This window comes from Microtetraspora sp. AC03309 (genome assembly GCF_020826795.1).
GTDB classification, from domain to species: Bacteria; Actinomycetota; Actinomycetes; order Streptosporangiales; family Streptosporangiaceae; genus Microtetraspora; species Microtetraspora glauca.
Genome location: NZ_JADDIL010000019.1, coordinates 85,559 through 107,111, shown reverse-complemented (window position 1 = coordinate 107,111; position 21,553 = coordinate 85,559). Strand labels below are relative to the sequence as shown.

Genomic DNA, 21,553 nt, shown 5'->3' with positions numbered 1-21,553 from the left:
GTCCGGCGAGCGGACGCGCTCCCACGCCGCCGAGATGCGCGAACGCGTGCGGCGGGGGGCTCTGGATCACGCGGGGGCGCTCGTCGGCGCCTCCGCACGCCCGATGCTCTCCGCCGAGAGGCGTCGTTGTCCGACCAGCAGCGCGAGGACGCTCACGGAGGCCCCCACGACCCCGCAGGAGGCCGCCCAGGACTCTGAGGCGCGTTCGAGGACGGTGCCCACGGCGGTCGAGCCCAACGCCATTCCGGCGGTCATCAGCGTGACCAGCCAGGCGAAGGCCTCGGTGACGGTTCCGGCCGGCGCGAGCTCTCCCACCAGGACGAAGGTCGCCGTCAGCACGGGTGCCAGGAAGAGACCCGTGACGATCATCACACCGGCCATGTACAACGGGGACGGCACGAGACACAGCAGCGCGTACGCGCCCGCCAGGCCCACGGTCAGCAGCAGCGTCCGCCGGGGAAGCGAGGACGACCAGCGCACGGCTCCGTAGCCCAGACCTCCGATCAGGGCTCCCCCGGCGTTCAGAGCCAGCAGGGTGGGCGCCCCGCCCGGCACCGGGTGCTGTTCCGCGTAGGAGACCACGAGGACGTTGAGTGTGCCGATGGCCACGCCGACCCCGGTGAGGCTCCCCAGCAGGAGGACCAGACCCCGGCTGCGCAGCGGGCCGAGCCAGTCGGCGGACCGGGCCGGCGCTCTCCACCTCCGGGTGGGTGGCGCGGTGACCACCACGAGCACTCCCAAGGCGCCCAACAACGCTCCGACCCACAGGGCGCCGATGGGCGACCCGGCGGCCACGCAGCCGGCCACGATCAGCGGACCGCCGACGAACACCAGTTCCTGTGAGGCCGAGTCCAGGGCATAGGCCGACTCCAGCCGGCCAGGGGCGACGATATGCGGCCACAGCGCTCGTAGGCAGGGTTCCAGCGGCGGGGTCGCCGCGCCCGCGAGGACCGCGCCCGCGAAGACGATCGCCGATTCGGAGGGCGCGACCGCGATGGCGATCAGGCCGGCACCGGCCACGGCGGCGGACGGCACGAGGACGGGAACCTGGCCCGCCCTGTCCACCAGACGGCCGAGCAGTGGGCCTCCCACTGCCGCGGCGATGGCGAAGGCGCCGACCACCAGACCGATGAGTCCGTAGGTCGCGCCTGACTGTCTGAGCACCAACGGGATCGCCAGGGCCGCCATGGCGCTGGGTAGGCGCCCGACCAGTGTTCCCACCAGCAACCGGGTCACGTAGGGGCCGCGCAGCAGGCTGAGGTAGCTCATCACGCGATCCTCACCGCCGTCGGTACATGGGCGGCCGCATGCGCGCGCCGAGGATCCGCGCCTGTCCGAGAACCCGGTCTCCAGGCGAGGGCGGCAACGTGATCGAGACGGACGATGTCGTGGGCCGAATCGGCTGTCGCGAAGTCCGCCAGGACATGGGCTCGCACCTGCTCGGGCATGGGGTTCACCGTTGTCCTTACTCCTCGTGCCACCGCCGCGCCACGCTCAGCCCGGGCCAGGCATCGGCCGTCTATCGCGAATCGCGAGAGCAGAAGAGCTTAGAGCGCTCGTCACCTCGCCTCAATACGTGGGACCCGCAGGGCTCGGCGGGTGCCGCGCCGCCTCGCAGTGGATCGAGGACGTACGAGGTGGTCAGGGCACCGGTGGCGTACGGCTGCGACGGTCGCCGAGTAAGCGGGGCAGTCGAGAGCCGGCAAGCGGTCGTCGGGGAGCCACGCGTCCGGGGCGGGGACGGCTTGTCAGGGCGCGTAGAGAGCGGCCAGGGCTTGCGCGGTTTCGGCCAGCTTCCGCCGGAGCTCGGCGGGCTCCAGGACCTCGACCTCGGCCCCGAGCTTGAGGAACTCCGTCTGCGCGTGCGTCAGCGACTCGATCGGCACCGTGGCCGTGCTCCAGCCCCGATCGTCGAGCACACCGGCCGTCTCCTCCATGGCACTGATCACGGCCGAGCTCATCAGGTCGCGGAGCCGTTCCCGGCCTTCCGGTGACAGGCGGATCACCGCGTGGCCCTGGAACAGCCGCGACCGGAAGTCCACCAGATGCTCGCGCCAGTATCCGACCAGGTCGAAGCCGTCCGGACGCTCGAACGTCTCGTCCGTCACCCGCAGGTCGAGGATCTGGTTGACCCGGTAGGTCCGCATCGCGCCCTCGCATCGGGCCACGAGATACCACTTCCCACCCTTCAGGACCAGCCCGTACGGCTCCAGCGTTCTCTCGACCTCGGACGGCGCGGCCCACCGTCGATAGAGCACGTGAAGGACGCGCTTGTTCCAGACGGCCTCGGCCACCTCGGGGAGGTGGGGTGCCCGATCGCCGTCGTGATACCAGCCGGGCGCGTCGAGGTGGAAGTGCTCCCGTACGCGCCGGGCCCCCTCACGCAGAGCGGGCGGGAGGGCGGCCTCGATCTTGAGCTCGGCGGCCGCCGCCAGCGCGCCGAGGCCGAGTTCGGCGGCCGGTCCCGGCAGTCCGGCCAGGAACAACGCCTCGGCCTCCTGAGCCGTCAGTCCGGTCAGTTTGGTGCGGAACCCGTCGAGAAGCCGGTAGCCACCCTGGTGTCCGGCGTCGCCGTACAAGGGGATGCCGGCGGTGTGCAGCGACTCGACGTCGCGATAGATCGTACGGACGCTGACCTCGAGTTCGTCCGCGAGTTGCCGGGCCGTCAGGCGGCCGCGTGACTGGAGCAGCAGGAGGATCGACAGCAGCCGAGAAGCTCGCATCCGCTGACAATACGTGTCAGTGGATGCGCCGTACGGTCCGTTCATGGCATTCATCGAGAAGAACATGCGGCCGCTCGACCCCGTGGTCGTCGGCGGCCGCCCCTACAAGCGTTACCACGTCGATCTGCCCGGCCACGAGATCGAGCCCGAGGTCGAGAAGGCCGCCTACGATTTCCTGCCGCGCCTCGTGCCCATGCCCGCCGACGACTCCCCGGCCGGCTGGATCGTCCTCCACAGGGGTGCGGACACCGGCGCCTACCTGCTCGCGTACACCTGGGCCTGGGACAACGTGGTCGAGGTGCACACGGCCGCCGCGGGTCAACCCGCCGTCGGCTGCCCCGACGAGGACCCCACGAATTTCGTGCCCGAGACGCGGCGGTGGGCCGGATGCGTGTGGGAGTTGCCCGCCCTCGAATACGAGCGGGCCGCCTGGGTTCGCCACATGTTCGTCCCGGACATCCCCGACCTCGACGGATATCTCGCTGACTCGCGCGCGAAAGGACCGGTTGGCCTGTGAACGACTTCGACTTCTACATCGGCACCTGGGACGTGACCAACCGCAGGCTCCTGAAGCGAGGTGTCGGCAGCAGCGAATGGGAGGAGTTCCCCGGGAGGTCCGTCGCGCACAGCGTGTTCGGCGGCTCGGGCAACTTCGACGAGATCACCTTCCCGACCAAGGACTTCGACGGCGCGACGATCCGCCTGTACAACGCCGAGCGGGACGAGTGGTCCCTCCACTGGATCAACAGCACGCGCGGCCTCGACCCCGTTCCGGTCGTCGGCCGGTTCGTCGATGGTGTCGGCACGTTCTACGCCGACGACACCGACGACGGCCGCCCGATCCGGGTACGGTTCACCTGGTCCGAGATCACGGCGGATTCATGCCGGTGGGAGCAGGCGTTCTCCTACGACGGCGAGCAGTCCTGGGAGACCAACTGGATCATGGAATCCACCCGCGTCTCCTGACCGCACCGCAGGCCGGGAGCCGTGACGTGATCAGCGAGAACGTCGGCGGCGACAGCGCGCGGACGCTCGCGGCGGCCTCCGATTCCGCCGGTCAGAGCCTGATGCGGGCCGCGACCGGCAGATGGTCGCTGCCGGTGGCCGGCAGGGTCCAGGTGGAGGTGGGCGTCGCCGCGCGCGCCATGACATGGTCGATCCGAGCGAGGGGGAAGGCCGCGGGCCAGCTGAACCCGAAGCCTTCTTCCGCCGGGATCATGCGCGAGGTGACCGGGGTCAGACCGCGGTCATCGAGGGTGCTGTTGAGATCGCCCAGCAGGATGACCGTGTCCAGCTTCTCCGCCGCGATGGCCCGCCCCAACACGACGGCGCTCGCGTCCCTCCTGCCGGAGCTGAAACCGTCCAGTCGAACGCGGACCGAGGGCAGGTGGGCGACGTACACGGCCAGGTCACCGGACGGCGCGCGTACGGTGGACCGCAACCCGCGGCTCCAGTCGCCTTCGACGCCGTCCGGCCTGATGTCCACCGGCCGGGCGTCGGCAAGGGGATACCTCGACCAGAGCCCGACGGTCCCCACGACGGCACGATAGGGATGGTCGGCCGCGAGAGCGGCCTCGTAGACGGGCAGGGCGGCGGGCGTCAGTTCCTCGAGAGCGACGAGGTCGGCTCCGGCCCGGGTCAGGGCGCGCGCGGTGCCCGCGGGATCGGGATTCTCGTCACTGACGTTGTGCTGGAGCACGGTCAGATCATGTGACGTTCCCCGGTCCGCGGACGGCGCAAGCCCACCGAAGAGGGCGATCCAGGCCGCTGCGGGCAGCACCGCGGCCGCCGCCGCGATGGCCGAGCGGCGCAGCGTCGCCAGGCAGAGCAGCACGGGAACGGCCAGGCCGAGCCAGGGAAGGAACGTCTCCAGAAGGCTCCCGAGATTGCCCACGGTGTTCGGCACGGCGGCGTGGAAGACCAGGAGTCCGGCGACCAGGACGGAACCCGACGCGAGGACCCGCCCACGGGTCCATGGCGTGCCGCCTCGCCCGTCCGCGCCCACACGCCGTCGGCCGATGCGACGACGTCGCCCCTCAGCGGTCACGGTCCTCCCCTGCCTCGCGACTCCCCTCCATCGTGATCGATTCTCGTCACGGCGCGCTCCTGCCGTACGCCCACGCCGCCCATTTCTCGCCGGCCGGCGCCGTTCGGCAGGCCGCTCAGACCACCTGCCCGCCGCGCCGCCAGACCGCGGAGACCAGAGGGACACCGGGGCGGTAGGCGAGGTGGACGTGTGAAGGCGCGTCCAGAAGGACCAGGTCGGCCCGCGCACCCTCAGTGATCCGCCCCACGTCGGTGCGGCGCAGGGCTCGCGCGCCGCCGAGTGTGGCGGACCACACCGCCTCATCGGGTGTCATCCCCATCTCCCGCACCGCCACCGCGACGCAGAACGGCATGCTCGTGGTGAAGCTCGAACCCGGGTTGCAGTCGGTGGACAGCGCCACCGTCACCCCCGCGTCGAGCAGCCGTCGAGCATCCGGGTAGGGCGCCCTGGTGGAGAACTCGGCCCCCGGCAGCAGCGTGGCGACGGTGGTCCCGGAGGCGAGGGCGGCCACGTCGGCGTCCGTCAGATGCGTGCAGTGGTCCGCGGAAGCGGCGCCCAGCTCGACGGCGAGCCGCACCCCCGGCCCGTGGCCGAGCTGGTTCGCGTGGATCCGGGGAACCAGGCCGCGTCTGACGCCGCTCTCCAGCACGGCCCGCGCCTGGTCGCCGTCGAACGCCCCCCGCTCGCAGAAGACGTCCACCCAGCGGGCGTACGGCGCGCAGGCGTCGAGCATCGCCCCGGTCACCAGCTCCACGTACGCGTCGGCCGTGTACTCGGCGGGGACGACGTGCGCACCCAGGTAGGTCACCTCGTCGGTGTGCGCGGCGGCGATCCTGAGGGAACGCGCCTCGTCCTCGACGGTGAGCCCGTAGCCGGACTTGCACTCCATGACGGTGGTGCCCTGGCGCAGCGCCTCGGCCATCAGACGGGCCACGCCCGCCGACAGCTCCGCGTCGCTCGCCGCCCGGGTGGCCGCCACCGTCGTGCGGATCCCGCCCGCCGTGTACGGCACGCCGGACATGCGCGCGTCGAACTCGGCGGTCCGGTCGCCCGCGAAGACGAGGTGGGCGTGCGAGTCGACGAAGCCGGGGATCACGGCCCGGCCGCCGGCGTCGTACGCGTCGTCGGCGGCCGGAGCACGCGACGCCGGCCCGACCCAGACCACCTCCTCGCCCGAGACCACGACGGCGGCGTCCGTGACGATGCCGAGGGGTCCGTTCCCGAGCGAGGGGTCGTTGGTGACCAGGCTCCCGATTCCGGTGATCAGCAGGGACCCCATCACGCCACCGCCCCGGCGACGGCCTCGCGAAGCGCGCCCGGCACGTCCGGCACGAGCCTGTGCACGCCGTGCCGTACGATCACGCGGCCTCCGGCGACGACGTCGGTGACATCGGCGGAGGTGGCGGCGAAGATCGCGGTCTCCGGACCGTGCGAAGGACCGGCGGTGCGGACGGAGTCGAGGGAGACGGTGACGAGATCCGCGAACGCGCCGACCTCTATCCGGCCGGCGTCCGGCCAGCCGAGCGACGCGTGGCCGTCGGCGGTGGCCGCCCGCAGCAGGGCGGCGGCCGTCCAGTGCCCCCGGCGGCGGGTGCGCAGCCGTTCGTTCAGCTCCATCGCGCGGGCCTCCTCGAACAGGTCGATGACGGCCTGGCTGTCACTGCCGAGCGACAGCGGCGACCCCGCCTCCTGGACGTCGCGTGCGGGCCCGATCCCGTCGGCGAGATCCCGCTCGGTGGTGGGGCACATGCACACCGTGGTCGCCGAGCCGCCGAGCAGCGCGATGTCCTCGGGCGTGAGGTGGGTGGCGTGCACGGCCGTGGCACGCGGGCCCAGCACCCCGTGGTCGGCGAGGAGACGGGTCGGCGTCACGCCGTACGCCTCAAGGCACGCCTCGTTCTCGGCGGGCTGCTCCGACACGTGCGCGTGGATCGGCGCCCGCCTCTCCTCGGCCCACCGGGCGACGACGCCGAGGCCGGCGGCGGGCACCGCGCGGACGGAGTGCACCGCCGCGCCGACGCGGGCGTGGTCCCGGTCCTTGAGTGCGGAGACCCGCTCGGCCCAGGCGTCCGCGGAGCCGTCGCTGAACCTGAGCTGGGTCTCGTCGGGCGGGAGGCCGAAGCCGGACGACAGGTAGCACGCGTCGAGCAGGGTGATCCTGATGCCGGCCTGCTCCGCCGCCTCGATCAGCGCCTCGCCCATCGCGTTGGGGTCGCCGTAGGCCACGCCCCCGGGAGCGTGATGGAGGTAGTGGAACTCGCCGACGCAGGTGATCCCCGCCAGCGCCATCTCGGCGTAGACGGATCGCGCGAGCCGGAGGTACCGGTCCGGCGTGAGGGCGGCCGCCACGCGGTACATCGTCTCCCGCCAGGTCCAGAACGTGCCGCTGCCGGCCTGGGTGGCCCCGCGCAACGCCCGGTGGAACGCGTGGGAGTGGCCGTTGGCGAGCCCGGGAAGGACCAGGCCGTCCAGGACGACCGCGTCGCCGGGAGCGGCGGACGGCCGGAGCGCGGTGATCCGCCCGCCGGCGACCTCGATGAGGACGTCGTGTTCCAGCGCGCCCGTCCAGGCGTGCCTGGCCCAGAAGCGGCCGTTCACGCGGCCTCCCGCAGCAGGTCTTGGAGGACGTGCGCCAGCGCGGCGACCCCGGCGAGGCAGTCGGCCTCCTCGGCGTGCTCGTCCGGGCAGTGCGACGCCCCGGTCGGGTTGCGCACGAACAGCATGGCCGTGGGGAGGGCGGAGGCGAGGATGCCCGCGTCGTGCCCGGCGCCGGTGGGAAGAACCGGCACTCCCCCGAGCAGCCCGGCCAGGTGGTCCCTGAGCCGCCCGTCGAACTCGACGAGCGGTGTGTAGGACTCTCGGGTCACCGTCGCCCGCGACTCGTGAGTGATCTCTTTCACCAGCATGTCGAGCGTGGCGGCGTCCGGGGCGCGGGAGTCGAGCCACGCGGTGACCCGGGAGGGGATGGCGTTGGTGCCGTTGGGTTCGACGGAGACCTTGCCGAACGTGGCGAGGGCCCCGGCGCGCTCCGCCTGCCCGCGCGCCTTGAGAACCGCGGCCGCGAAGGCGAGCATCGGGTCGTGACGGTCCTCCAGGCGGGTGGTCCCCGCGTGGTTGGCCTGGCCCTGGAAGTCGAACCGCCAGCGGCCGTGCGGCCAGATCGACGACGCCACCCCGACCTGGGCGTCGCCCAGGTTCCTGCCCTGCTCGACGTGGAGCTCGACGAAGGCGGCGACCCTGGCCAGCCGATCGTCGTCGCGGCCGATCGCGTCGGGGTCGTGCCCCGCGCGCTCCATGGCGGTGCCGAGGGTGACGCCGTGGTCGTCCCTGAGTTGCCTCGCCTGGCCGGGGTCGAGGACACCGGTCATGAGCCGCGACCCGACGCAGGCCACGCCGAACCTGGCGCCCTCCTCGTCGCTGAAGTTGCCGATCGCGAGCGGGCGTCCGCCCGTCACCCCGCGCGCCCTCAGCGCGTCCAGCGCCGCGAAGGCCGAGATGACACCGAGCGGCCCGTCGTACGCCCCGCCGTCGGGCACCGAGTCCAGGTGGGAGCCGGTGACGACGGCGCCACCCGCCGCCGGGTCACCCCACCAGGCCCACTGGTTGCCGTTCCGGTCGACCTCGTAGGTCAGGCCGCGCCGCCGCGCCTGCTCCTCGAACCACGCGCGGCAGTCGGCGTCGGCGGCCGTCCACGCGTGACGGCGGTAGCCGCCCGTCGTGCCGTGACGGCCCACCGGCAGGAGCTCACGCCACATCAGGCGGAAGTCGTCCTCCACCTGTCCGGGATCGATCACGCCTCCTCGCCCTCGCGCATCGGGATCCGCACGCCGCGCTCCTCGGCGACCTCGGTCGCGTGGTCGTAGCCCGCGTCGACGTGCCGGATGACGCCCATACCCGGATCGTTGGTGAGCACGCGCCGGATCTTCTCGCCCGCGAGAGCCGTGCCGTCCGCGACCGTGACCTGGCCCGCGTGGATGGAGCGGCCGATGCCGACGCCGCCGCCGTGGTGGATGGAGACCCACGACGCGCCGGACGCGACGTTCACCATGGCGTTGAGCAGCGGCCAGTCGGCGATGGCGTCGGAGCCGTCGAGCATCGCCTCGGTCTCCCGGTACGGCGAGGCCACGCTGCCGCAGTCGAGGTGGTCGCGGCCGATGACGATCGGCGCCTGGATCTCGCCCGAGGCCACCATGTCGTTGAACCGCTCCCCGGCCTTGTCGCGCTCGCCGTACCCGAGCCAGCAGATCCGCGCGGGCAGGCCCTGGAAGTGGACGCGCTCTCCGGCCATCCGGATCCAGCGGGCCAGCGGCTCGTTGTCCGGGAAGAGCTCCAGGATCGCGCGGTCGGTGGCGGCGATGTCGGCGGGGTCGCCGCTCAATGCGGCCCAGCGGAACGGGCCCTTGCCCTCGCAGAACAACGGCCGGATGTAGGCCGGGACGAAGCCGGGGAACTCGAACGCCCTGCCGTACCCGGCGAGCTGGGCCTCACCGCGGATCGAGTTGCCGTAGTCGAACACCTCGGCCCCGGCGTCCTGGAAACCGACCATGGCCTCGACGTGTCTGGCCATCGACTCGCGCGCCCTGGTCGTGAAGCCCTCGGGGTCCTTGGCCGCCTCGGCGGCCATGTCCTCGAACGCCACCCCGATCGGTAGGTAGGCCAGCGGGTCGTGCGCCGACGTCTGGTCGGTGACGATGTCGATCTCCGCACCGCGGGCGAGCAGGTCCGGTACGGCTTCCGCCGCGTTGGCCTCGACTCCGATCGACAGCGGCCTGCGCTGGTCGCGGGCCTCGTAGGCGAGGCGGAGAGCCTCGTCGAGGTCGGCGGCCCTGACATCGAGGTAGCGGTGCTCGATGCGCCGGTCGATCGACCGCGGGTCGCAGTCGACGCAGATCGCCACGCCGCCGTTCATGGTGACGGCGAGCGGCTGGGCACCGCCCATGCCGCCCAGGCCCGCCGTGAGAGTGATCGTCCCCGCCAGCGAGCCGCCGAACCTCTTGGCCGCCACGGCGGCGAAGGTCTCGTAGGTGCCCTGGAGGATGCCCTGCGTGCCGATGTAGATCCACGACCCCGCGGTCATCTGCCCGTACATCGTGAGGCCGAGTTGCTCCAGCCGCCGGAACTCCGGCCAGGTGGCCCAGTCGCCCACGAGGTTGGAGTTGGCGAGGAGGACGCGGGGCGCCCATTCGTGCGTGGTCATCACGCCCACCGGGCGGCCCGACTGCACCAGCAGCGTCTCATCGGCCTTCAGCGTGCCGAGCGTGCGGGTGATCGCGTCGAAAGAGGGCCAGTCACGGGCGGCCCTGCCGGTGCCGCCGTAGACGACCAGCTTGTCGGGATGCTCGGCCACCTCGGGATCGAGGTTGTTCATCAGCATGCGCAGGGCGGCCTCCTGCTGCCAACCTCGCGTGTTCAGCGTCGTACCGCGCGGCGCCCGGACTGGACGCGGACCGCTGCTCTGCATGATGAACCTCCCCGCCGGCCGGTGCCGGACCCGTTGCACTACGACTGTTCCACAGTGCCCTGCAAGTAATTCATTCACATCTAATGAGAATGAATAGATTCAGTCAATACCTACTCGGCGAAGACTCCCCGCTCCGTCGCCGAGTGCTCGAACGCCTCCAGCCGGGCCTCGGCCCCCGGGATCTCGTCGACCATCGACTCCAGCAGCACCCGGCCGAGCATCATGGGCGCGCAGGCGGTGTCGAAGACGAGCTGGGTGCCCACCGCCGCCGGCAGCAGGATGTCCGACACGGCCGCCGCCGGCGCGAAGGCGCTGTCGGCGATGGTCACCACGCTGAGCCCGGCCTCCCGTGCGATGGACAGGGCCTCCATCAGCTCGGCGGGGTAGCGCGGCAGCGCGAAGCACAGCAGGGCGGTCGCTCCGGCGCCCGCGGCCTGCTCGATGCGGTCGGCGAGCATGGACCCTCCCTCGTCGAGCAGGCGCACCTCGGGATGCACCTTGCTCGCGAAGTACGCGAACCCCGCCGCCTGGGCCGCCGCGGCGCGCAGGCCGAGCACGAGCAGCGGCCGGGAGGGAGCGAGCAGGCGGGCCGCCCGCGCGACCGGCCCCATGTCGGCCAGCAGCCCCGCCAGGTGCTGGAGGTTGGCGATCTCCGCAAGCACCGCCCGCTGGGGCTCGCTCAGCGACGCGTCCTCGCGCTTCTCTCCGGAAGCCTGGGCGTCGGACAGCCCGAGCCCCCGGATCTCCTTGCGCAGCGCCGGATAGCCGTCGAACCCGAGTGTCATCGCGAACCGCGTCACGGACGGCTGGCTGACCCCCGCCAGCTCGGCGATCTCCACGCTGGACAGGAAAGGCGCCTGCGCGGCGTGCTGCACGAGGCAGTGCGCGATGCGCCGCTGAGCCGGGGTCAGTCGATGTCCTTCGAACAGGCGCAGCAGGCGCGCCTCCGGCGCGGCGTCGTCCGGGTTCATGGCTCTCCAAGGGTGTGCGTCACAGCTCGGCCAGGATGTCGAGGAGACCGGCCGCCGCCGCGACGCCCGCCGTGAGGGGCGGTCCTCCATCGACGGAACAAGTGTGGCCTCCGCCAGCGCGTACGCCCGCCCTGCCGGGAAGGACAGATCGCACCACACCGCAACCGCGCGGTCGACAACTGGGCGGTCGACAACTGGGCGGTCGAAGCGTGGCCAGGGAGAACCGGTCGAGGGCCGGCCCCGGGTGCGCCGGGAAGAAGCCGCCGTGGTGGTAGGCGGCCGCCCCGTGGGGACCGTACGCGCTGATCAGCGGATTCCGCGGGAAACCCGGAAGTCCACACACGACGTCAGAGCGCGGCGGCGTATGCCTTGGCCAGGCGTTCCATGACGCTCGGACCATCCCGTTCCGACGCCGGTTCGCCGAGATGGATGGTCCGCAGGGTCACGTTCCTGAACTGTGGCCCGGCCGAGGCGGTCCCGAAAGCCTCCTTCCCCTCGAGGCGGAGGCAGCCGAGGAGTGGCAGGAGGCGCTGGCCGACCTCACGCCGCCCGAGCTGTTCGCCCACCTGAGCTACTTCTGCACCGAAGGCGAGGCGGGGCTCATGTACCTGCGAACCGAGCGGTCGGGCGGTGACCTGCTCGCCGACGAGAACTGCACGCTGATCGCCAACTGGGAGGAGGGCCAGGGCCAGGTCGAGTTCGCGGTCGTCCAGGTCGGTGAGCTCTTGGCAGGGCAGCGCCCGTCCTGAAGAACACACGGCGGGCCGAGAACGGCAGAGCCGTCAGGGGCCGGACGGCAGACTGCGCGAGGCCACCTGCCGTCGACGCCGCGACGGGCGCGACCGAGCTCGGCCGGCCGGGCGCCTGCCGGTGGGAGCGGACGGTGTCGCGATCCAACTGTGGGCGGGCAAGGAACCCTGCCACGCGCCGGCGTCCTGCTGCGCTGATGGTGAGCGTTCAGGCGATGTGGGTGTCGTACTCCTCGCGATTGGCGAGCACCTCGCCCATGTGCGCCTCGGCCCACACCTTGATGCCGCGCATCATGTGGTGGAGCGAGAGACCGAGGTCGGTCAGCTCGTACGTGACCGTGACCGGCACCGTCGGCGTCACGGTACGGCTGACCAGCCCGTCGCGCTCAAGGGAGCGCAGCGTCTGGGTGAGCATCTTCTGGCTGACCCCGGCCAGCCTGCGGGACAGCTCGGAGTAGCGCATCGACCGTGGCTCGCCGGCGCAGGCGCCTCCGGATTGGTGCGGGCCGTCGCTGCCGAGCGCGGCCAGGATCAGCGCGACCCACTTGTTGGAGATCTGGTCGAGCAACTGGCGGCTTGGGCACCTCGCCAGGAACGCGTCGTAGTCACCCTTCGCTTGCGCTCGCTTCTGGGCCGCCGTCCTCGTTGGCATCGACCGCTCCTTCGTACCGGGCGGTGACTTACGCACTTCCAGGTGCGTACTTCCCGCTGGAGAGCTACCCGCCCATAGTGATGCAGGTCAATCGTCGAACACAAACCACGGAGCGAAGCCGTGAGCATCTCTACTTTTCGCATGGCCGCCGTCCGCACCCCTGGCGGACCCGACTCGATTGAGATCATTGACGTTCCCGTCGTCGAGCCTGGGCCCGGCAAGGTCCGGGTTCGGATCGCCGCCGCGCCGGTCAACCCCGTCGACCTCGGGGTCGCGGGTGGCCTCTTCCACTCCATGGGGCTGATCAACCAGCCCGAGCGTACCGGCCTGGGCTGGGACTTCGCTGGGACCGTCGTCGCCACCGGCCCCGGTGTGAACCTGGCGGCCGGCACCCGGGTCGCCGGCCTGGTGGACGGCTTCGACCGAGACTTCGGCACCTACGCCGAACAACTCGCCGTGCGGGCCTCCGACATCGCGGTCGTTCCCGACGGGCTGGACCTGAACGCGGCGTCGACGGTACCGCTCAACGGGCTGGCCGCCGCCCAGATCCTCGACCTGCTCGGCGATGCGCCAACCGGCGGCAACCGGCTGCTGGTGACCGGCGCGGCCGGCGCGGTCGGGGGGTACGTCGCCTCGCTCGCACCCGACCGCGGCTGGCAGGTGACCGGTCTGGCCAGAGCCGAGGACGAGGAGTTCATCCGCGGCCTCGGCGCCGAGTTCACCACCCGCGCGGAGCCGGGCTGGGACGCGGTCGCCGACGGCGCGGCGCTGCAGGAGCGGGGCCTCGCCCTGGTCCGCGATGACGGGATCTTCGTCGGCGTCCAGCCGAGCGCCCGACCGGCCGTGGAGCGCGGGATCACCGTACACGCCGTAGTTGCGCATCCCGACGGCGCTCGACTGGGCGACCTGCTCGCCCGCGCCGCGTTCGGCGAGCTGCCGACCCGAGTGCACGCGGTCATGCCGCTGGACCAGGTGGCCCACGCCCACCGGGCCATGGCCAAGGGCGGAGTGCGCGGTCGCTACGTGCTCAAACCCTGACCAGCCCGCCCAGCCCGGCGCGCGCCCATCAGCGCCAGAACCTGGGCCCATGTCAATCGCCTCGCCGACGTCAGAATTCGCCACAAATCCCCATAAAAACGAATGGAACGAGCATGATCTGGACAGCGGGCTTCCGCACCGCGGTGATCGATCCCTACGAGCAGATCCAGCTCACCGAACCGCGCGGCTTCGCCGACCAGACGGTGCGTCAGGTGCTCCACATGGCCGGCGGCGGAGAACGCCTCCGCGTAGGCCTGACGAACCGTTACGGCCGCACCCCCTTGACTATCGCCGCCGCAAGGGTCGCCACAGAGCACGGGCAGGCCGCCCTCACCTTCGACGGCGCCGAGGGGCTCACCATCCCGCTGGGAGAAGAGGCCGCCAGTGACCCGATCGATCTGCCCGTCGCTCCCGGCGCCGACCTCATCCTCAGCCTCTATCTCCCTGAGAAGACGGGCCTGGCCACCTATTCCCACCGGCCCATGGAGACCGCTCACATAGTCGGCGGTAACCACGTCACGTCTCCCTCACTCCCAGATGCCGAGCAGGTAGAAGCCAGGTTCTACGTCTCGGGCGTCGACGTGCTCGCCCCGGACGACACCGCGATCGCCGTGGCGTTCGGCGATTCCTGGTTCGAAGGGGTCGGCTCCACGACCAGCGCGAACAACCGCTTTGTGGACTTCCTCAACCGGCGCCTCAAGCGGGGATGGGTCGTCAACCAGGGCATCGCCGGAAACCGCCTCCTGCGCGACGAGGTCGGCGAGCACGCGCTGGCGCGCTTCGACCACGACGTTCTCTCGATTCCCGGCCTGACCCACGTCCTGGTGCACTTCGGCATCAACGACCTCGGTCTCCCCGGCATGTCCGGCGAGCCTCCCGTCACCTCCGACGCCCTCATCGAGGGCTTCAAGGCGCTGGCCGACCGAGCCCATAAGGCCGACCTGAAGATCCTCGCCGCCACCATCGGCCCCTTCGCGGGCGCCGTCTATCCCGGGATCAGTACCCCCGATGGCCTCGCCGCCCGACGTGAGGTGAACGACTGGATCCGCGCCACCGGCACTTTCGACGCGGTCTTCGACGTGGCTCGAGCCGTTGAGAACCCCGAAGCCCCCGATTACATCCACCCCGCCCTGGACTGCGGCGACGGCATGCACCTCAACGACACAGGCGCGCAAGCCATGGCCGACGCCGTAAACCTGGAAACCCTCACCCTTTAGAAACCTCGTCCCTGCCCGCCTTCGTGACGGGCCCGAACAGCCGGGCTGTGATGTTGCCCCGGCCTTGTGGATTATCCACTCGTAGGCTTACGCGCGTCCGTGTACTCCGCTGGGTCCGCCTTGATCCGAGCTGTCGCCCGCCAGCCCACGATCACTTCTTCGGCCCTGTTGTCCAAGTTCAGCTCTGCGGCGTCAGACAGAGCCTCGACCAGTTCGAACGTAAAGTTCCGTAGTTCGTCCGTGGTGAGGTGGCGGACCCAGGGGAAACCTCAGGCATCGCGATAGCCAACGTCCTGGCCGTCGGATCGTGCTTGAGAAGCGCAAGGAACGAGCGAGATGCCGGGGACGCGACCCCGGTTCCCCCTATCCCGCAGTAGCCGTTCGGATTCCGGTAAAGGTACTGCTGGTGGTAGCGGTTCTCCTCGGGCAATAATTCGCCGCAGCCGCGTCGCTCAGCTCAGATATCGCGCCGGCGTGGCACGGAGTGCGTCGAATGGATCAGCAGGCCGCAGTCGGAGATCAGTTTTTCGGACAGTGCCCACAGGCGGTCGGCGTTGCCCGGGTTCACGGCATATGGGAGATAGCAGCCGTTGGGCAGCGCCCCAACGTCCGTCCAGGGCGCCGCGATCGCGCAGTTCTCCAAATATTTGCCGCCGACGCCCTCCAATTCGGGAGCGACGGCCGCCCAAACCGAGGTGGCCGCGCCCTGCTCCGGCGTCTTCCAGCCCCGGGGATGCTCCACATCCCAGCCCCGGGAGGCGAGGGCCTCCCGTGACATGTGCCGCTGCAGGTTGGTCTTGATCCCGCCGGGCGTCACGGCGTTGGCGGTGACACCGTGTTCGCCGTAGCGTGCGGTCAGGGCGACCGCCAGGAGTGAACAGGCGCTCTTGGACTGGCCATAGGCCTCCCACGAGTCGTAGGGGCGGCGCTCGTAGTTCGGGTCCTCGAAGTGGACGTCGCTGTAGCGGTGGGCGCGCGACGCCAGGGATACCACCCGCGCGCTCCTGGCCGCTCGCAACGCGGGCAGCAGCCCGACGGTGAAGGCGAAGTGGCCGAGGTAATTGACACCGAACTGCGACTCGAACCCGTCCACCGTCCTCAACATCGGGACAGCCATCAGACCGGCATTGAGCACAAGGACGTGCAGCGGCTTTCCCGTGGCCGCGTGCCTGCTCGCCCAGGTGGTCACGGACTCCAGCGAGCCGAGGTCCAGGCGCCGATAGACGACCTTCTCGTTCCCTGTCTGGTTGCTGATCGCCTGCGCCGCCTGGGTGCCCTTGGCTTCGTCCCGGGCCGCAATCACCACGCGGGCGCCTGCCGAGGCCAGCGCTCTGGCGGTCTCGTAGCCCAGCCCCGACGTGCCGCCCGTCACGATCGCCTCCTTGCCGCTCAGGTCGTGGCCCGCGATCACCTCCATCGCGGTGGAGCCGGCGCCGAACAGATGCGCGGTCATCGGACGAGCCACCCCCTGAAAAGCCTGGTAAGCGCGGGCATCACCAAGAAGATCAGTAGTGCGACGGCGGTGGGCACCATGATGAGGAAATGCGCGAACACCGGCAGGTCGGGAGTGACCGCCAGCAGGAGATAGCCGAACGCCGTGATGATCGGATAAATCGCGACGCAGGTGAGGACCCAAATCTTCCAACGCCTGGGCTGCGCGACAGGAGGGGCGGAAACCGCCATAGTCCGGTCCCTTCAGAGGTTGCCTTGAATGGATCCACCTTTTCGAAGCGCTGCCATTGCTAGGAAGATCCCCGCGAAGCTGGGTCGGCCGACCTGGTAGTGGCACTGCCACCTGTCCGCTCTGCCCGGCATGGCGGGCCGTGTCACACTGAAACCCGTGGTCAGTTCTTCCGCCCAAACGGCTTTAGGGGAGTTCCTGCGAGCCCGCCGCGCCCAACTGGATCACACCGACCTCGGCCTTCCCCTCGGCACCGGTAGGCGACGCGCACCGGGGCTGCGGCGCGAGGAGATGGCGGCACTGGCGGGGATCAGCATCGACTACTACATACGGTTGGAACAGGGCAAGGAGACCAACCCCAGCGTCAGCGTCCTGCGGGGCCTCGCCCGTGCCCTGTGCCTGGACGCCGAAGGCACCGAGCACCTGTTCGCGCTGGCCGACCGCGCCTCCGGCCGCAGCTCACGACCCGTCACCGGCCCGAGCGTGCGCTCCGGCATACGGCAGCTCCTGGAGAAGCTGCGTCCCTGTCCCGCGTACGTGCGCAGTCGTACCAACGACATCCTGGCCAGCAATCCGGAAGGGCTCGCACTGCTGGCTGGAATCGAGCAATGGCCGGCCGAGCGGCGAAACACCACACGTTACGTCTTTCTGCATCCTGCGGCCAGGACGCTGTACCCCGTCTGGGCCGAGGCCGCCGCGGCCACCGTCGCCCAGCTGCGCGAGGCCGTCGGCGCCGACCCCGACGACCCGAACCTGACTGCGCTGGTGGAGGAGCTCACCGAAGCCAGCCCGGAGTTCGTGGCACTGTGGAAACGCCATGAAGTACGGCGCCGCCACACCGACCGGAAAACCTTCTGTCATCCCGTCGCCGGGGAGATCACTTTTCTGTACGAGAGCCTAGAAATCGAACCTGGGGGACAGCGCCTGGCCATTTACCAGACCCCTCCGGGAAATCCTGCTCAGGAGCCGGTACACCTGCTGTCGCTGACGCCGAAGCGCCCCAGGTCAGATGACGCGTACGGGCATGCCTAGGACGCTGCGGCCGCACCATGACAAGCGTGCGGTAGCCCGCGAGCGTCACATGATCGAAGGGGATCACCCACGGCCACGACGGAGCGGCCGGGTCGTGATCGGGCATCCTTCAGGACCGCCCATCACCGCAGGGCTTCGTCCCTTGACGGCAGGGCGCGGTCGGCACGCGCGGCGCCCTGCCGCCGCCCACGTGATCCGCGTGCGCTCCGGCCGGAGCGCACGCGGGTCACGCTCGGGCTATGCGTGGAAGACGCCGCCTCCACCCACCTCTTCGGTGCTTTGGCAGCTCACGGTGGACGGCTCGCGATTGATCGCACGCCAGGGGCCCCACCTGATCGTGTAATTGCTCGTACCGATCTTGTAGCATCGGGCCCACACCTGATATTCGTAACCGCTAGGGCCCTGGCTGCACTTCGCCCACCAGCCATTGCCATAAGGGGCGCTGCTGCAGTTCCAGGACGCCGCGTGCGCGGCCGTCGTCGGAACAATCACCGCTCCGGCCATCAGCCCACCGATCGCAGCCGCCTTGAGCGCTTTTCTTACTCCCGCCTTCATTGGCCTCCTTCTTGATCGCAGGATGCGGCAACCATGTCGGGAGGTCGTATACCGGCGGTATATCCCCTGTTCGGGCAAGTGCGACGGTCCCGAAGCCGGGTCCCGGGGAACAGCATTGCGTGGATTAAGAATCGTCCGATTCGGCCGTATTGGACCGAAACCATCGGACGACAGGCCTCAAACCGCAACCACGCCGGAGCCCTGCTCCCTGACCTGACCACCTCGTACGCCGTCGACCCACCGCGGAGCGGCAGCGGGCCGACGACGGAGGGGCAAGGCCGGCCTCGCGTGTACGTCGGCCTGGTCGCGATTCCCCGGTCATCGGATGCCGACGGTCACCGCCAGGCTCGAGCCGTAGGAGCCGGTCTGCCGGGCTTTCCCTGGGTCGATGGCGAGCGATGTGATCAGGGCTCCCCAGCCACCCACGAACCTCGACTTCCGCCAAACGGCGGTTCTCACGTGCCACGCGGCCGCCACAGGCCGCATGCCCGGCCGCCGAGCGGGCGACGTAGAGAGACATCTTGCCGCAGCTACTGTTGGTGGCGGGCGTCCAAGGTGGCTCTGCCGAGGATCAGATCAGCGATCCGCACTGATCGGGCAACAAAGGCAGCGCCTCCCGCCCGCGCACACGCCGAAGCACCCACCGCAGATCACGCGCACAACTGGCGAGGATACGGCGCTGCTCAGCGTTCAGGATGCCGCGCTGCGAGCCGACATACGCTGTGACGATGCCCGCCATATAGGCATCCGCGAGCACGAAATCGGCGAATACCTCGTCATCCCCCATGCCCGGGAACGGCTGACCGAGATGCTGGGCCCAAAGGACCGAGACCTCGTCGAAAACCGCCTTGTTCACTCGCCGGCGGGCGCGATGCCCACCGGGCAGGCAACCCCGGTTCCCTCTATCCCGCAGTATCCGCCGGGGTTCCGGTAAAGGTACTGCTGGTGGTAGCTCTTCATCTCAGGCAAACGATAGAGAGCCGGATTTCCCTCGCGACATGTACCAGATGGACATCTACCGGCTTCAGTTCTGGCCGCCTGCGCGATAAAGGACCGTATCAAGGCCGCGGTCGAATGCTGCACCGGTTCGGCTACGTCACGTCGCAGAAGGTTCGCGATCAGGTCACGAAGGCGGCCAAGTGGCCTCGCATTGGCTAGCCTCACCGGCATGCCTCTCGCCTCGATTCCCAGCCCTCCCGAAGGGGTATGGCATCTCGGATTCATCCCGATCCGAGCCTACGCATTGTGCATGATCATCGCGATTGGCTTCGGCATCTGGCTGAGCGAGCGCCGCTGGCGCGCCCACGGCGGCGAGAAGGGCACGATCAGCGACATCGCGGTCCCCGCGGTGATCTTCGGCCTGATCGGCGCTCGCCTCTACCACGTCATCACCGACTGGCAGACCTACTTCGGCCCGCGCGCGATCAAGGAGCCCTACCAGGCGCTGTTCATCTGGGAAGGCGGGCTCAGCATCTGGGGCGCGGTCGCCCTGGGAGGCGTGGGCGTGTGGCTGACCTGCCGCCGCCGAGGGCTGTCCCTGGGCACCGTGGCCGACGCGATCGCGCCCAGCGTCGCGTTCGGGCAGGCGATCGCCCGCTGGGGCAACTGGTTCAACCAGGAGCTGTACGGCAGTCCAACCACATTGCCGTGGGGCCTGGAGATCGACCAAGCGCACGGCGGCGAGCCAGGTGTGCTCTACCACCCGACCTTCCTATACGAGTCGCTGTGGGACGCGGCGCTCGGTTTCGGACTGATCCTGGTCGGCAGGCGGTTCACACTGCGCCACGGCCGCCTGTTCGCCCTCTACGTCGCCGGCTACACGTTCGGGCGGTTCTGGATCGAAGGGCTGCGGATCGACCCGGTCGGCGGAGTGGACCACGCGGTGACGCTCCTCGGGATGCGGATCAACCAGTGGACTTCGATCGCGCTGTTCATCGGCGCGCTGATCTATCTCTGGGCGACTCGCAACAAGGACACCGAACAGATCATGGTGCCGGGCTCACAGCACAAGGCCTCGCACGAGGAGAACGGCGGGCCGGCCTCCGATCCGATCGAGAGCACCTGACGCGACCCAAGCGCGTGCAGATCTACGAGGTCGTACGCGCACGCATCGAGTCGGGCAAGTACCCGCCTCATTACCTCATCTCCGAGGTCCGGGTGGAAGGCGAGTTCGGCGTCGCCCGCGTGACCATCCGCAAGGTGACCGCCAAGCTCCGCGAGACGGCCTCATCGTCAGTCACCACCCTGGGCATGGGTTCCTTCGTTTCGCCCAGGACAAGAACGAGACCTACGAGCGGGCCTAACCGCCGCTCGGAGGTCTCAGCAATCTCGGCTACTCATCCGTAGAGGTCGTCAGCCCGGTCGGGCACCAAGCCGAAGGGTCACCGGCGTTGACACCGGTGCCGCCGATGCCGCAGTAGCCGTTCGGGTTCCGGTAAAGGTACTGCTGGTGGTAGCGGTTCACCCCAAGCAATAGATCCTGGCTAGCGCGAGCTCGACCGGAACTCTGCCCATAGGTCAACCGCCTTCTCGAGATCAAGGGCGGCGACCTCCTCACGCGACATGCCCACGGTGTAGATCAACCGGTCCGCGAGCCAGTCTGGAACCGGTTCCCTAGGAGGCGGTTGATCTACGCGGATGTGATCGGCCAGGGGACCCAGGCGTTCTATGATCTGCCCGAGCTGGATGACCTCAGGACGGCCCTTCCCAGCGGCGCGGACCCTGGCCGTGGCCTCGGCGTACACCTCGGCGTCGGCTCTTTCACCCACGGCCCACACTTCGCAGATCTCGATCGACTTGTCATCGGCGATGCGGTAGACGACCCGCCAGGTGTTACGCCCGACCACGAGCTTTCGGAAGCCTGTCAGCTCCCCGCCCAAGGGATAGCCGGCCTCGGGATTGTCGAGTAGAAGCAGGATCTTCTTGAGGACCTTCGGTACGGCATCGGGGCCGATCCGCCGGAGGTCATCTACGGCCGGGGCCGTGAAGACGACGTCGGACACGTTTACTCGTCGTCCGGCAATGCGGTAAGCGACTCCCGCGTGTGCCCGAAGGCGGTGAGCACATCATCGAGCGAGACGCGCTCCCCGGTGTCGGTGACAGAGCGGGCGAGCACCAACGCCAGGTCCCGAAGGTCGGCCGCGGCCTCTTCGAGGTCATTAAGGCGACGGATGCTCACCACCGCCGCCACCGGCTGATGCCGACGGGTCACCACCAGATCAGTCCCCTGCTCGGCGTCGGCCACCAGGCGGGCGACACCCCGCTGGGCCGCCTCTGTGACGCTCAACTCGGCAGCTTCATGCAGCACGGCCATGCAACTACTGTACAGCAATCTATACAGAACGGGCAGCGCTCGATCTTACAGCGAAGGCCTCCAGCGAAGCCCCTCTGCCCCGCGATCGGCACCGGCATGTCTGTTTTCGCATCA

The 21,553-nt window shown here is 69.9% G+C and carries 21 protein-coding genes and 1 pseudogene; 7 read left to right on the top strand and 15 right to left on the bottom strand.

The window, feature by feature from the left end:
- Nucleotides 1-66 precede the first annotated feature (66 nt).
- Both IMZ11_RS13905 and IMZ11_RS13900 read right to left on the bottom strand, forming a co-directional pair.
- Nucleotides 67-1,269, bottom strand: a complete 1,203-nt coding sequence (locus IMZ11_RS13905; RefSeq protein ID WP_228641421.1) for an MFS transporter — start codon at nt 1,267-1,269, stop codon at nt 67-69.
- Nucleotides 1,270-1,748: 479 nt separating this feature from the next.
- The gene (locus IMZ11_RS13900) at nt 1,749-2,723 is read right to left on the bottom strand and encodes a YafY family protein (protein ID WP_228641419.1); all 975 of its coding nucleotides are present in this window, start codon (nt 2,721-2,723) and stop codon (nt 1,749-1,751) included.
- A 43-nt stretch (nt 2,724-2,766) separates the two neighbouring features.
- Between IMZ11_RS13900 and IMZ11_RS13895 the strand changes: the two genes are divergently transcribed.
- Both IMZ11_RS13895 and IMZ11_RS13890 read left to right on the top strand, forming a co-directional pair.
- On the top strand, nt 2,767-3,240 hold the full coding sequence (locus IMZ11_RS13895) for a hypothetical protein (protein WP_228641416.1): 474 nt from the start codon (nt 2,767-2,769) through the stop codon (nt 3,238-3,240).
- Nucleotides 3,237-3,689: a hypothetical protein gene (locus tag IMZ11_RS13890; protein WP_228641414.1), complete on the top strand. Its 453-nt coding sequence runs from the start codon at nt 3,237-3,239 to the stop codon at nt 3,687-3,689. Before IMZ11_RS13895 ends, IMZ11_RS13890 begins: the two co-directional genes overlap by 4 nt.
- Before the next feature lie 91 nt (nt 3,690-3,780).
- On the opposite strand, the gene IMZ11_RS13885 is transcribed toward IMZ11_RS13890, so the two are convergent.
- From IMZ11_RS13885 to IMZ11_RS13860, 6 genes are all read right to left on the bottom strand, one after another.
- The gene (locus IMZ11_RS13885; RefSeq protein ID WP_374462268.1) at nt 3,781-4,728 is read right to left on the bottom strand and encodes an endonuclease/exonuclease/phosphatase family protein; all 948 of its coding nucleotides are present in this window, start codon (nt 4,726-4,728) and stop codon (nt 3,781-3,783) included.
- A 157-nt stretch (nt 4,729-4,885) separates the two neighbouring features.
- Entirely contained in the window at nt 4,886-6,049 is a 1,164-nt protein-coding gene (gene hutI / locus IMZ11_RS13880; protein WP_228641410.1) for an imidazolonepropionase, read from the bottom strand.
- Nucleotides 6,049-7,368: a formimidoylglutamate deiminase gene (locus tag IMZ11_RS13875; protein ID WP_228641408.1), complete on the bottom strand. Its 1,320-nt coding sequence runs from the start codon at nt 7,366-7,368 to the stop codon at nt 6,049-6,051. Before IMZ11_RS13875 ends, hutI begins: the two co-directional genes overlap by 1 nt.
- Nucleotides 7,365-8,525, bottom strand: a complete 1,161-nt coding sequence (locus IMZ11_RS13870) for an allantoate amidohydrolase (protein ID WP_228641460.1) — start codon at nt 8,523-8,525, stop codon at nt 7,365-7,367. The genes IMZ11_RS13875 and IMZ11_RS13870 overlap by 4 nt, the downstream gene beginning before the upstream one ends.
- A gap of 35 nt (nt 8,526-8,560) precedes the next feature.
- On the bottom strand, nt 8,561-10,231 hold the full coding sequence (gene hutU, locus IMZ11_RS13865) for a urocanate hydratase (protein ID WP_228641405.1): 1,671 nt from the start codon (nt 10,229-10,231) through the stop codon (nt 8,561-8,563).
- A gap of 110 nt (nt 10,232-10,341) precedes the next feature.
- The gene (locus IMZ11_RS13860) at nt 10,342-11,202 is read right to left on the bottom strand and encodes a MurR/RpiR family transcriptional regulator (protein ID WP_228641403.1); all 861 of its coding nucleotides are present in this window, start codon (nt 11,200-11,202) and stop codon (nt 10,342-10,344) included.
- A 425-nt stretch (nt 11,203-11,627) separates the two neighbouring features.
- Between IMZ11_RS13860 and IMZ11_RS13855 the strand changes: the two genes are divergently transcribed.
- Nucleotides 11,628-11,951, top strand: a complete 324-nt coding sequence (locus IMZ11_RS13855) for a hypothetical protein (protein WP_228641401.1) — start codon at nt 11,628-11,630, stop codon at nt 11,949-11,951.
- 208 nt (nt 11,952-12,159) lie between these two features.
- Here the strand turns inward: IMZ11_RS13855 and IMZ11_RS13850 are convergent, their stop codons facing one another.
- Nucleotides 12,160-12,603 carry a helix-turn-helix domain-containing protein gene (locus IMZ11_RS13850; protein WP_228641399.1) on the bottom strand — a complete coding sequence of 148 codons (444 nt, stop codon included), beginning with the start codon at nt 12,601-12,603 and terminating at the stop codon, nt 12,160-12,162.
- Nucleotides 12,604-12,723: 120 nt separating this feature from the next.
- Here IMZ11_RS13850 and IMZ11_RS13845 point away from each other — a divergent pair, with 120 nt between their 5' ends.
- Entirely contained in the window at nt 12,724-13,641 is a 918-nt protein-coding gene (locus tag IMZ11_RS13845; RefSeq protein ID WP_228641397.1) for an NADP-dependent oxidoreductase, read from the top strand.
- Nucleotides 13,642-13,754: 113 nt separating this feature from the next.
- Nucleotides 13,755-14,858 carry a GDSL-type esterase/lipase family protein gene (locus IMZ11_RS13840; RefSeq protein ID WP_228641395.1) on the top strand — a complete coding sequence of 368 codons (1,104 nt, stop codon included), beginning with the start codon at nt 13,755-13,757 and terminating at the stop codon, nt 14,856-14,858.
- A gap of 457 nt (nt 14,859-15,315) precedes the next feature.
- On the opposite strand, the gene IMZ11_RS13835 is transcribed toward IMZ11_RS13840, so the two are convergent.
- Both IMZ11_RS13835 and IMZ11_RS13830 read right to left on the bottom strand, forming a co-directional pair.
- The gene (locus IMZ11_RS13835) at nt 15,316-16,311 is read right to left on the bottom strand and encodes an SDR family NAD(P)-dependent oxidoreductase (RefSeq protein ID WP_228641393.1); all 996 of its coding nucleotides are present in this window, start codon (nt 16,309-16,311) and stop codon (nt 15,316-15,318) included.
- On the bottom strand, nt 16,308-16,541 hold the full coding sequence (locus tag IMZ11_RS13830; RefSeq protein WP_228641391.1) for a hypothetical protein: 234 nt from the start codon (nt 16,539-16,541) through the stop codon (nt 16,308-16,310). The genes IMZ11_RS13835 and IMZ11_RS13830 overlap by 4 nt, the downstream gene beginning before the upstream one ends.
- A gap of 157 nt (nt 16,542-16,698) precedes the next feature.
- Between IMZ11_RS13830 and IMZ11_RS13825 the strand changes: the two genes are divergently transcribed.
- Entirely contained in the window at nt 16,699-17,571 is an 873-nt protein-coding gene (locus IMZ11_RS13825) for a helix-turn-helix domain-containing protein (protein WP_228641389.1), read from the top strand.
- A gap of 1,126 nt (nt 17,572-18,697) precedes the next feature.
- Here IMZ11_RS13825 and IMZ11_RS13820 read toward each other — a convergent pair.
- On the bottom strand, nt 18,698-18,982 hold the full coding sequence (locus IMZ11_RS13820) for a hypothetical protein (protein ID WP_228641387.1): 285 nt from the start codon (nt 18,980-18,982) through the stop codon (nt 18,698-18,700).
- A gap of 312 nt (nt 18,983-19,294) precedes the next feature.
- Here IMZ11_RS13820 and lgt point away from each other — a divergent pair, with 312 nt between their 5' ends.
- Nucleotides 19,295-20,191, top strand: a complete 897-nt coding sequence (gene lgt, locus IMZ11_RS13810) for a prolipoprotein diacylglyceryl transferase (protein ID WP_228641385.1) — start codon at nt 19,295-19,297, stop codon at nt 20,189-20,191.
- A 267-nt stretch (nt 20,192-20,458) separates the two neighbouring features.
- On the opposite strand, the pseudogene IMZ11_RS46700 reads toward lgt, so the two are convergent.
- The 3 genes and pseudogenes from IMZ11_RS46700 to IMZ11_RS13800 all read right to left on the bottom strand — a co-directional run.
- Nucleotides 20,459-20,581, bottom strand: a pseudogene (locus tag IMZ11_RS46700) (peptide-methionine (S)-S-oxide reductase); the annotation flags it as partial.
- A 28-nt stretch (nt 20,582-20,609) separates the two neighbouring features.
- The gene (locus tag IMZ11_RS13805) at nt 20,610-21,128 is read right to left on the bottom strand and encodes a type II toxin-antitoxin system RelE/ParE family toxin (RefSeq protein ID WP_228641383.1); all 519 of its coding nucleotides are present in this window, start codon (nt 21,126-21,128) and stop codon (nt 20,610-20,612) included.
- Between the two features lie 2 nt (nt 21,129-21,130).
- Nucleotides 21,131-21,439, bottom strand: a complete 309-nt coding sequence (locus IMZ11_RS13800; protein ID WP_228641381.1) for a type II toxin-antitoxin system prevent-host-death family antitoxin — start codon at nt 21,437-21,439, stop codon at nt 21,131-21,133.
- Nucleotides 21,440-21,553 lie beyond the last annotated feature (114 nt).

Excerpts from the sequence above, each read along its gene's own strand:
- IMZ11_RS13830 (WP_228641391.1), bottom strand. The coding sequence starts at position 16,541 with ATGGCGGTTTCCGCCCCTCCTGTCGCGCAGCCCAGGCGTTGGAAGATT.
- IMZ11_RS13800 (WP_228641381.1), bottom strand. The coding sequence starts at position 21,439 with ATGGCCGTGCTGCATGAAGCTGCCGAGTTGAGCGTCACAGAGGCGGCC.
- lgt (WP_228641385.1), top strand. The coding sequence starts at position 19,295 with ATGCCTCTCGCCTCGATTCCCAGCCCTCCCGAAGGGGTATGGCATCTC.
- IMZ11_RS13860 (WP_228641403.1), bottom strand. The coding sequence starts at position 11,202 with ATGAACCCGGACGACGCCGCGCCGGAGGCGCGCCTGCTGCGCCTGTTC.
- IMZ11_RS13905 (WP_228641421.1), bottom strand. The coding sequence starts at position 1,269 with ATGAGCTACCTCAGCCTGCTGCGCGGCCCCTACGTGACCCGGTTGCTG.
- hutI (WP_228641410.1), bottom strand. The coding sequence starts at position 6,049 with ATGGGGTCCCTGCTGATCACCGGAATCGGGAGCCTGGTCACCAACGAC.
- IMZ11_RS13835 (WP_228641393.1), bottom strand. The coding sequence starts at position 16,311 with ATGACCGCGCATCTGTTCGGCGCCGGCTCCACCGCGATGGAGGTGATC.
- IMZ11_RS13900 (WP_228641419.1), bottom strand. The coding sequence starts at position 2,723 with ATGCGAGCTTCTCGGCTGCTGTCGATCCTCCTGCTGCTCCAGTCACGC.
- IMZ11_RS13870 (WP_228641460.1), bottom strand. The coding sequence starts at position 8,525 with ATGTGGCGTGAGCTCCTGCCGGTGGGCCGTCACGGCACGACGGGCGGC.
- IMZ11_RS13850 (WP_228641399.1), bottom strand. The coding sequence starts at position 12,603 with ATGCCAACGAGGACGGCGGCCCAGAAGCGAGCGCAAGCGAAGGGTGAC.
- IMZ11_RS13895 (WP_228641416.1), top strand. The coding sequence starts at position 2,767 with ATGGCATTCATCGAGAAGAACATGCGGCCGCTCGACCCCGTGGTCGTC.
- IMZ11_RS13840 (WP_228641395.1), top strand. The coding sequence starts at position 13,755 with ATGATCTGGACAGCGGGCTTCCGCACCGCGGTGATCGATCCCTACGAG.
- hutU (WP_228641405.1), bottom strand. The coding sequence starts at position 10,231 with ATGCAGAGCAGCGGTCCGCGTCCAGTCCGGGCGCCGCGCGGTACGACG.
- IMZ11_RS13855 (WP_228641401.1), top strand. The coding sequence starts at position 11,628 with ATGGATGGTCCGCAGGGTCACGTTCCTGAACTGTGGCCCGGCCGAGGC.